Source organism: Curvibacter lanceolatus ATCC 14669 (assembly GCF_000381265.1).
Classification (GTDB): Bacteria; Pseudomonadota; Gammaproteobacteria; order Burkholderiales; family Burkholderiaceae_C; genus Curvibacter; species Curvibacter lanceolatus.
The window spans coordinates 158,121-167,543 of record NZ_KB906266.1 but is presented as its reverse complement, the minus strand read 5'-3'; the positions used below and the strand labels follow the sequence as shown (position 1 = coordinate 167,543).

At 55.0% G+C, this 9,423-nt stretch carries 11 protein-coding genes; all 11 read right to left on the bottom strand.

Annotated features, from left to right (window positions below; all coding sequences use genetic code 11):
* Positions 1 to 408, bottom strand: a 408-nt coding sequence (locus tag F624_RS0122100; RefSeq protein ID WP_019576546.1) for a 3-oxoacid CoA-transferase subunit A, incomplete at its 3' end; no start/stop codon positions are given.
* Between the two features lie 8 nt (positions 409 to 416).
* Complete coding sequence (locus F624_RS0122095) at positions 417 to 1,265, bottom strand: dioxygenase family protein (protein ID WP_019576545.1); 849 nt, start codon at positions 1,263 to 1,265, stop codon at positions 417 to 419.
* A 38-nt stretch (positions 1,266 to 1,303) separates the two neighbouring features.
* Positions 1,304 to 1,618, bottom strand: a complete 315-nt coding sequence (locus F624_RS36530) for a Dabb family protein (RefSeq protein ID WP_169426669.1) — start codon at positions 1,616 to 1,618, stop codon at positions 1,304 to 1,306.
* Positions 1,619 to 1,751: 133 nt separating this feature from the next.
* On the bottom strand, positions 1,752 to 2,639 hold the full coding sequence (locus F624_RS34215; RefSeq protein ID WP_084679595.1) for a SphA family protein: 888 nt from the start codon (positions 2,637 to 2,639) through the stop codon (positions 1,752 to 1,754).
* Positions 2,640 to 2,701: 62 nt separating this feature from the next.
* Complete coding sequence (locus tag F624_RS0122090; protein ID WP_245573700.1) at positions 2,702 to 3,745, bottom strand: branched-chain amino acid ABC transporter permease; 1,044 nt, start codon at positions 3,743 to 3,745, stop codon at positions 2,702 to 2,704.
* An 11-nt stretch (positions 3,746 to 3,756) separates the two neighbouring features.
* The gene (locus tag F624_RS0122085) at positions 3,757 to 4,611 is read right to left on the bottom strand and encodes a branched-chain amino acid ABC transporter permease (RefSeq protein WP_031255843.1); all 855 of its coding nucleotides are present in this window, start codon (positions 4,609 to 4,611) and stop codon (positions 3,757 to 3,759) included.
* 4 nt (positions 4,612 to 4,615) lie between these two features.
* Entirely contained in the window at positions 4,616 to 5,332 is a 717-nt protein-coding gene (locus F624_RS0122080; protein WP_031255841.1) for an ABC transporter ATP-binding protein, read from the bottom strand.
* A 2-nt stretch (positions 5,333 to 5,334) separates the two neighbouring features.
* The gene (locus F624_RS0122075; RefSeq protein ID WP_031255839.1) at positions 5,335 to 6,054 is read right to left on the bottom strand and encodes an ABC transporter ATP-binding protein; all 720 of its coding nucleotides are present in this window, start codon (positions 6,052 to 6,054) and stop codon (positions 5,335 to 5,337) included.
* 18 nt (positions 6,055 to 6,072) lie between these two features.
* Positions 6,073 to 7,326, bottom strand: coding sequence for an ABC transporter substrate-binding protein (locus F624_RS0122070; protein WP_031255838.1), 1,254 nt, complete (start codon positions 7,324 to 7,326; stop codon positions 6,073 to 6,075).
* A gap of 42 nt (positions 7,327 to 7,368) precedes the next feature.
* Positions 7,369 to 8,424 carry a maleylacetate reductase gene (locus F624_RS0122065; protein WP_019576536.1) on the bottom strand — a complete coding sequence of 352 codons (1,056 nt, stop codon included), beginning with the start codon at positions 8,422 to 8,424 and terminating at the stop codon, positions 7,369 to 7,371.
* A gap of 2 nt (positions 8,425 to 8,426) precedes the next feature.
* Positions 8,427 to 9,422 carry a Bug family tripartite tricarboxylate transporter substrate binding protein gene (locus F624_RS0122060; RefSeq protein ID WP_031255836.1) on the bottom strand — a complete coding sequence of 332 codons (996 nt, stop codon included), beginning with the start codon at positions 9,420 to 9,422 and terminating at the stop codon, positions 8,427 to 8,429.
* Position 9,423: the final 1 nt, after the last annotated feature.

The following is a 9,423-nucleotide window of genomic DNA, read 5'->3' as shown; positions in this document are numbered from 1 at the left end:
GCCGTCGGGGTTTAGGGCCAGTTCGGTGCCGAAGCCGGTGGGGGTGAAGAAGGCGCCCACGCCAGCGCCTGCGGCGCGCAAGCGCTCGGCCAGGTTGCCCTGGGGAACCAGTTCGAGTTCGATGCGGCCGCTGCGGTAGAGCTCGTCAAACACAAACGAGTCGGCCTGGCGCGGAAAGCTGCAGATGATCTTGCGCACGCGACCGGTCTTGAGCAGGGCGGCCAGGCCTGCGTCGCCGTTGCCGGCGTTGTTGTTGACCACGGTGAGCTCACGCGCGCCTTGCTCGATCAGGCCGTCGATGAGTTCGTTGGGGATGCCGGCGGTACCGAAGCCACCGATCAGAATAGTGGCACCATCAGCCGTGCCTTGTAAAGCCTCACCCACCGATTCGCTGAATTTGTTGATCAAGATTTGTCCTATCGAACAGATGGGCGACTCTGTGCAGGGGCCAGAACAAAGTCGTAATGAAGGACAGTTGTGCCGTCCGCTTGAGGCACCCAATCAGCCACCAGGGAAGGACGAACGCCAAAAACGGGGTCGGAGTCAAGATAGAGGTCGCCCATTTTGAAAACATGAGTAATCAAGGTTTCGTAGCCCTCCGCTTGGATCATGAAGTGGAGATGTGCTGGCCGCCACGGAGAACGCTTGGTCGCCTCGAGGAGTGTGCCAACGGGCCCATCGGTTGGAATTGGATAAGCCTCGGCAACGATCGACCGGAATTCAAAACTACCGTCGTCTCGGCTGCGCAGGCGGCCTCGCGCTTGTGCTTTTGTCAGATCAGATTTCTGCACGTCGTAGAAGCCCTCTTCGTCGGCCTGCCAGACATCAATGACGGCGCCTCGAATAGGCTCACCCGTAACACCTCGCACTGAACCAGATACCGTACAAGGGCGCCCTGGTGCTCCCTGCGCAACATCGTCACCATTCTGGAGTTCCGGGGCATCGGGCACAAAAAATGGACCAAATACGGTGGCCTCGGTCACACCCACAGGCTGCTTTGCCTGCAAACCAACGGTCAGCATCGATAAGCCCAATACGTCACTTAGCAAAATGAACTCTTGTCGGGTGGAGGTGCATTTTTGACCCGTAGCGGTGAGAAAGTTAATGCCTGCGAGCCACTCCTCCTGCGTGAGTTGAACGTCTACGGCAAACGCATGCATGTGTTTGACAAGGGAGCTGAGCACTGTGCGCAAGCGTTGGTCCGGCGTGTCGGTGAAACGCCCAACGACCTCACGAGTCAGTTCTTGGGTATCCAAATTGGTCATAGGAATTCCTTGGTGGCAGTTACTTGCCGGTTCTCAATTCACTCAGGCAACTCGAAGTCAACTTGTGCACGCTGTGACCGAAGCGGGGCGACCAAGTGCTTCAAAGCCAAGTGAGCCGGATGGCTTTGGTAAGCCATGAGATCAGTTCGTGTGCGAAACACCGACACCAGAGCCAAATCCCACGCGTCATCAGCCTCAGTTACGTTGGCGCCGATTTCCATTCGAACCATGCCTGGAACGTCGTGTTCTAAAGCCCGAAATGCAGCCACAATTTTGGCCGCCTGAGTGGCACGTACTTCAGGGCGATCCCCATTCAATCGCCACGTGACAACGTGGACGATAGGCACACTCATATTACTCATGAATAAAAATGATCAATTGAAAAAATCCGCCCTAATGGAGATACCCATCGGAGCGGCAAATCCTTCTGTATCGGTTAGCACCGTCGCAAAGGCCCTTGGATCTGCAAAAAGTCTCTGCGGTTACTTACAGCGGAAAAACCGCCTTCAACCACAGTGCATTGCCCTGAGTACCATTTTTGACGTTGCTCTCGTTTTGCCATTTGACAGTGACAAACCAACCCTTTCCGCTGTCGTACTTCACATTAGGACCAATTGCCACGCCGCTGGTCTTGCTATTGGCCAAGGCGACACCAACTTGTTTATCAAGCGCCACTTGTTGCTTTACGTACCCACCTACGCCAAGGGTCCATCCATTACCGAGGCCCCAACCAGCTGCATAGTCAAAATGCAATTCATTTCCAGATTTATAATCCGTTGCAGTATTTCTTTGATTGATGATGTACCCCACTCGGACATCGCCATTGAATCCAGTCCGATTGATGTAACTGAGGGCAAATACTGGTTCAATCGCACCGTAGTTACGCCCGATGTTTGCAATATCACCCTTGGTGTATCCGCCGGTAGGCAAGTAGGCATCCAAAGCTACCACGCTATGCAAGCTTTCACTGTGGTGATAACCCAAGCCAACACCGACTGTGAGATCACCCAAGCCCGACTTATGCTGTGATCCGCCAGGTGTGTTTACTTTTAAATCGACCAATGGGGCAATCACATGGGCGACAACATCCCCCCCCAGGACTTGCATATTCGGACGCCACACCAGACGGGGTGCGATCACGTTTGCCGTGACTTTGAAACCAGGAACATTGAGACTTTCCCCATTACCATCATTAACACGATCTGCCGTGTAACTACTCCCAAAAACCATTCCATATAAGCCAGGAGGCGGCAGTGCACCTGCCATGAAGTTTTCAACGCCATGAGGGAATATAGAACCGCCCCCCTCTGTAGCGTGAGCACACCCCATACCAGCCAACACCATAGAACCAGCAATAGCAATCCTTTTAAACATATTGTCTCCTCGTTGTGAATAATGATGAGATTTCGGGATTGAGCATCCCCGATGCACATAACTCAAGGAGTCACATACAACTTACGAGAAGTTGGAAACAAGGTCCAACCCCAACGTTGCTGAACATAGCCCCAAAGACCATGCTTGAAATAAATTGTTGTAAAAACGGCGAGTAAACCGAGCCCCAGCAAATACCAAGTTCCGTAATCACTGAAAATCTTATTAAGCGCCCAAAAAACCAGGGCACCAATCAAAGGCCCCTCAATGCGACCAATACCGCCAATCACCACCATGAAAATGGCAAAAGCTGTCCAATTCACGCTAAACGCAGCATCCGGACTGATGCGCAGGTTGCCAACGAAATACAGGGCACCGGCCAAACCTGCACCAAAGGCAGAAACAGCATAGACGGCCAGCTTCATACGTCCGACCGCAATACCTTGCGAACGAGCCGCCACCTCGTTGTCACGGATTGCCATCAAAGCGAGACCTGGTTTGCTGCGCAAAAAAAAGTACACCAAGCTGATCGAAGCCACGACACAGGCGAGTGCCATCCAGTACGTCATCGATTCACGCGTGGCTTTATCGATTCCTCTCAAAGCGGTCAGACTGGTGCCCGATCCCCCACCAATCACAGAGATATTGGCCACAGTCAGCCGGAAAACTTCGGCGATCACCCAAGTACCGATGGCGAAATAGCCCCCCTGCAAACGAAAGGCGATCCTGGAAACCGGCAAGGCCACCATCCCCGCCATGATCGCTCCAAGCACAACCGCGACAAAGGGGTTGATCTGGAGAAAATTGCCCAACACAAGCATCGTGTAACCGCCAAGACCAAAGAAGGCCTGTTGCCCAATCGACACCATGCCGCCATAACCGGCCATGAGGTTCCACATCATGGCGAAAATGAAATAGCAGGCAATTTCAACGAACTCACGCATCCAACTGGATTCGCCCCAAAAGGGAATGCTGGCCGCGAATAGCGTCAAAAGGGCAGCCATCGACAACAAAGGGGCACTGGCCTTTGTGCTGCGGACGACTCGGTAAGTAGGGTGTGTCATGAAACTGAGTGAAACCGAATTTGAAGGTGTGTCCTGAAAGCTCATCGAGTCACCTGTCAGTTTCTGGTCTTGGGAAACAAGCCCTGCGGACGAAAAACCAACACCATGAGAAACATCACGTGTCCTGCCCAGATGCCCCAACCGGGGTCAAGTCGGAATCCCACCTGCTGGGTCAGCCCCAGCAACAAAGCGCCCACCAAGCAACCCCAGAAACTTCCCATCCCACCGATGACCACAGCCTCAAATGCGAATAGCAGAAGCATCGGTCCGTCCGAAGGTGCGACGGTCGTACGCATTCCCTGCAGTACGCCCGCCACCCCAATCAAGACAAAAGCCAAGGCCGTCGCATGCGCATACACCTTGTTGGCCTTGAGACCCATTAACTCTGCAATTTCACGGTCATCGGACACTGCGCGAAAAGCCCTGCCCGTCGCCGTGTGGTTGAACAGCCATTGAAGCGCCACCGTTGCGGCCAACGCCAAGCCAAAAATCAACAAGGGAAGAACCCCAATCGACAAGTCAGCCATGGGGCTCCAACTCAGCGTGTTGAATCCGTCGGTATCAATCGAACGCGGGTCCGCCGAGAACATCTCTAGCAACATGTTCTGTACAACGACTGATAAACCAAATGTCACCACCAAAGATGGAAGCGGATCCCGACCCAAGGTGCTATTCAAGACATAGCACTGAAGGGCATAGCCTAAAGCCGCAGCCACCGGCAACGTGATCAGCCAGGCGAACCAAGGGGGGACACCCAAGATGGTCAGGCTGAGCGCGATGAAGGCACCCAAAATAATGAAATCACCATGCGCAGTATTCGTTAGCCGCATGACTCCAAAAATCAAAGATTGGCCGAGCGCGAAGAGGGCATAAAGCCCTCCCAAAAGAAGGCCTTGCAATAGAGTTTCCACGGTCTCAGTCTCCGGTTGCCAAGCCAAAATAGGCTTTACTGATTTGTTCGCGTGTCAGATCGGCCGACGCCCCTTGAAGTGAGACGACGCCTTCCTGAAAGCAATACAGCCGATCAGAAACCTTGCGGGCCATGCTCACGTCTTGCTCAACGATCACCACGGTCATTCCCTCAGACGTGATCGTGGGCATGGCGCTGTAGATCTCACGAATGACAATCGGGGCAAGGCCCAGCGATAGTTCGTCGCAAAGCAAGACCTCGGGGTTGCTCATGAGGGCTCTGCCCATCGCCACCATCTGTTGCTGCCCACCCGACAAAGAGGTGCCGGGTTGATGGCGTTTCTCCTTGAGAATTGGAAACATGGCATACAGCCTGTCCAGCGACCAAGGACCTTTGCGAGACACGACAGCCCCCATCAGCAGGTTCTCTTCAACTGAAAGCGAAGGAAACAAGCGACGCCCCTCCGGCACCATGGCCAGGCCCAAGCGAACGATGTCACCGGGTGCGCGCCCCCCGACAGGCTGACCTTTCCAAATCACCGATTCAGGCTTGGCCTTGACTAACCCAGTAAGGCATTTGAGAAAGGTGGACTTGCCCGCGCCGTTGGCACCGATGATGGCGACCAGTTCACCAGCGCGCAGTTCAAAATCAATCCCGAACAGCGCTTGAGCATCTCCGTAAAAGGCCTGAAGATGGTCGGTCCGCAACAATATCTGGCTCATCTTCACGCCTCCATGCCCATGTATACCCGTCGCACCTCGTTGTCGTTCATCACGTCTTGAGGCAGGCCTTGTGCCAACTCACGACCGAAATTGATGACATAGAGGCGGTCCGCGACCGACAAAAGTGCATGAACCACGTGCTCAATCCAGATCATGGTCACCCCCTCGGACTTGATGCGCTTGAGCTCATCGACCAGCTCGTGAGCCTCATGATCGGTGAGGCCCCCGGCGATCTCGTCCAGCAACAGCAACTCGGGCCGAGTGGCCAAAGCACGCGCCAACTCAAGCCGTTTTCGATTGAGCAAGGTCAGTGAGCCTGCAGGCTTGTTGGCGTGAGCCATCAAGCCGGTTTGCTCCAGAACCTTCACAGCGGTATCCCAAGCCTCGTGTTCAGCTTGCTCCCCGCCAAATGAAGCCGCTGTCACCAGGTTTTCGAACACACTCATGTGGCCAAAAGGCTGCGGCACCTGATAGCTGCGCCCAATGCCCAAACGACAGCGCAAATGTGGTGGCAAAGCGGTGATATCACGGCCTTGGTACTCCACTCGACCTGAGTTCACACGCGCATCGCCAGAGATCAGATTGAACAGAGTGGTTTTACCGGCCCCGTTGGGGCCTAATATGCCAAGGGTCTCACCCTTGGCCACCGACAAGGTGATGCCGTCGGTGACCTTGAGTGCCCCATAGGACTTGCTGACTGAATGGAGTGCAAGCAGCGTCATATTGACTGTCCGAAGACCTCAATTCAGCTTGAGCACACCGCTCGTTGGGATGACCTTGGCGGCGTCGTTGTTCACGATGTTGAGCTCATACTTGAACTTCTTGCCTTTGACCCATTGCCCCAAAACCAGAGGCGTCTTACTGACGTTCTTGAAAGGGCCTTGACCACCCCAGGCAACGTCGCCAACAACGGTCTTTAGTTTGCTCGCGGCCACTGCATCTCGCACGTCGGCAGCTTTCAACGACTTGCTCCGCTTCAGGGAGTCCGAGGCAAGCTCGAACAAGGCATGTGCAAACCCAATGGGTTGAGTCCACTGCTTTTTGGTACTGCTTTCATAGGCATCGGCCAATGCCTTCGCTGACTGCTGAGTCAGGCTCGAGGTGAATGGGTGAGCAGGGCTCCACCAAACCTCTGTGCTCAAACCATCACCCAGCTCACCCAAGGCCTCGATGGCCCCCGGGAAAAGAAGCGCCTTACCCAACGTGATGACCTTTGGCTTGAATCCTTGTTGCTTGGCCTGGGTCAGAAAGGTCTTGGCGTCTGGCGGAATCACGACGCCGGTGACAATCTCGACGCCCTCTTTTTTGAAGGCAGCGATCTGGGCACTGAAATCCTGGGTGCCATTCTGGAAGCGACCTGCATCTGTGAGCGTGAAGCCCATCTGTTGCAGTGGCTTCGGAAAGCCAAGTTCTTTGTCGCCCCAGGCATTGCCATCGCCGTCGTTCGGAAACAAGCCCCCGACCTTCTTGTTGGTCTGAACGCTTTTCCAACCATTGGTGTAATTGGCGATCACATCTTCCAATCCCCAAAAGACATGAAAGGTCCAATTGAAACCAGTCGCAGGGTTGCCCTTGCGTCCAAAGAACCAGGGCTGCCAAGGAACCACGCTGGAAATGCAGGGCACCTCATTGAGTTCAGCCACATCACTGACTGGGTTGGCAGTCTCTGGCGTACCTGCCGTCAGGATCAAAGCCACTTTGTCTTTGAGGATCAGATCGTTGGCCACCTCGCCAGCTCTGTTGGGATTGGACTGACTGTCCTTAAGAACAATCTGGACGTTGTAAGTTTTTCCACCCACCACGATCCCATCCTTGAAGGCTGTCTTCATTTGGTCAATTACCCACTTGTCCGCTTCACCAAAAGGCGCGAGCGGACCTGTTTGAGGTGAGACGTAGCCGATCTTGAGGGTGTCAACGGCCCAAGCCGTGGAACTCAGGCCTAATGCGCTCACGGCCAGGATGCCCTGCGCGAAGCTTCTGCGTGTCGATGTCATGTTTTTGTCTCCAGTTGTTGTCAGGATCAATCGGAAAGGCACTCAGGGTCTGACGCCATCGAAGGCGTTTTGCAAAAGCGCACGAATAGCCGCCCTCTCAAGGGGTCTGGGATTCGGGTATTGGTTCTGCATGACAAGTTCGCTGGCCCGATCCAAGTCTTGGGCCTTCAGTCCAATGTCACGCAAGGCGATCGGCGCACCGTTTTGTTGGGCGAGGTCGTACACAGCACTTGGCGCATTCGATGCATTCAATGCGCGGGCAATCCTGCTCATGGCCTCTGGTGCTGCGGTGGCGTTGTAAGCCAACGCATGCGGCAAAACGATGGTGTGAGTTTCGGCGTGAGGCAAGTTGAAAGTGCCGCCCAAGGTGTGGCACAACTTGTGATGCAAGGCCATTCCGACACTGCCGAGCACGGAGCCACACAACCAGGCGCCATACAGCGCATCGCTTCGTGCGGCTGGGTCCTGTGGGTGCTGTTTCAACTGGGGCAAGGCCCGGCCCAGCGCCGCAATGCCCTCTTCTGCCAACAATTTCGTGATGGGATTGCCATCGTGGGAATACAGGCCTTCAGCGGCGTGTGCAATCGCATTGATTCCGCTTGTCACGCTCATATGAACGGGCAGGCCCAAGCTCAACTCGGGGTCATAAATAACTGTTTTGGGTAAGACTCTTAAGTCTTTGCCGGTTCTCTTGAGACCGGCCTCGGTGATGCCATAGATCGGCGTCATTTCGCTGCCGGCATACGTGGTGGGGATGGCCAAAATTGGCAGACTGGAATCCAAGGCAATGGCCTTTCCCAGTCCAATCGTGGAGCCCCCTCCAATCGCAATGGCACAGTCAGCCTCCAGGCTTCTGGCGACTTGGCAAGCCTCGTGAGCTGTCTCGACTGGAACGTGCATCACGGCACGATCAAAGATCCCAACCGCGGCCGCACCCAAGATGTCAGAGACGCGGGCGGCGAGCCCACGTTGCTCAGGAGTGCAAAGCACAAGGGCACGCTTGGCCTTCAACGCATGGAGCTCCGCCGGCAATTGAATTAAGCTACCGGCGCCAAAGATCACGCGTGCGGGCAGCGTCGCAAAAATGAAGGAACGCATGGTCACTCCAGATTCAGGTTTTTTTCGCGAACCAGGCGGGTCCACTTGGCCTGCTCAGCCTTCAACAACGCACCGAACTGAAATGGGGTGCTGGCAATTGCAGTCAGTCCCTGTTCAGTCAGTCGGTTAGAAAAATCCGGAGCATTGAGGATGTTTTTAATTTCAAGCTGGAGTCGATCGATGATGGGCTTGGGTGTATTGGCTGGAGCCAGCAGGCCCACCCAAGAACTGACTTCGAAGCCCTTGAAAACCCCGCCCGACTCATCCACCGTCGGCACGCTAGGCAGCGATGGGATCCGATTTACCCCGGTTTGAGCCAGGGCCTTGAACTTGCCTGCTTTGATGTGAGGCTGAGCCAGCACAGCGGACAAGAACATCATCTCCACCTGCCCAGCCATCAAATCCTGCTGTGCCGGGCCACCGCCCCGGTATGGGATATGGGTGATGAAGGTCCCACTGACACTCTTGAAGTACTCTGCAGTCAGGTGATTGCTTGAACCTGCTCCGACGCTTGCATAGTTGTACCGGCCTGGATTGGCCTTGAGCTCCTTCACCAATGAGGGAACATCAGTGGCTGGAACCTTCGGGTTGACAACCAGGATCAATGGATTCGTCACCAACTGAGTCACCGGAACCAAATCACGAGCGACATCGAAGCCCAGCTTTGGATATACCAAAGGGTAGGTCGCATAACTATCAAACACCATGAGCAGGGTGTAACCGTCAGGCACGGCGTGAGCGACCTCCGCAGCGCCAACGGATCCGCCGGCGCCGCTGCGGTTATCAATGATCAGCGGCTGTCCCAACGCGGTTTGCAATCGGCTCTGAATCTGTCGTGCGACCACGTCGACGATTCCGCCTGGCGGGAAGGGCACAACGATTCGAACAGGCTTGCTGGGCCAGGCAGCTGACTGCGCAAGCACCGAACTACTCGTCAGTGCAGACAGAGCACCAAGCAACAATGGAACGCACAAATGGAACAAGGTACGAATGCTCATG